Genomic DNA, 229 nt, shown 5'->3' with positions numbered 1-229 from the left:
GGCCGCAGGTGCTGGACGACACCGAGGCCTTCCTGCCGTTGCTCGCGCCGCACGCCCAGGTGCCCGAGGCGGGCGCGGAGTTCGCGTACAACAACTCCGGGTACGTGCTGCTGGCGCTCGGCGCGCAGCGGGTCGCGGGCGCGGCGTTCGCGGAGCTCGTCGCCGGGCGCGGCCTCGGCCCGGCCAGGGTGACCCGCACCGGCTTCCCGCGGGCGGTCGTGCCCGCGGC

Annotated in this window: 1 pseudogene; it reads left to right on the top strand. The window is 78.6% G+C overall.

What is annotated here, in order from left to right:
* Positions 1–229: pseudogene (locus KVT14_RS21975) on the top strand (serine hydrolase); the annotation flags it as partial.

The organism is Cellulomonas sp. GbtcB1 (genome assembly GCF_019091725.1).
GTDB lineage: Bacteria > Actinomycetota > Actinomycetes > Actinomycetales > Cellulomonadaceae > Cellulomonas.
The sequence above is the reverse complement of the archived record's forward strand: the minus strand, read 5'-3'. Positions and strand labels throughout refer to the sequence as shown.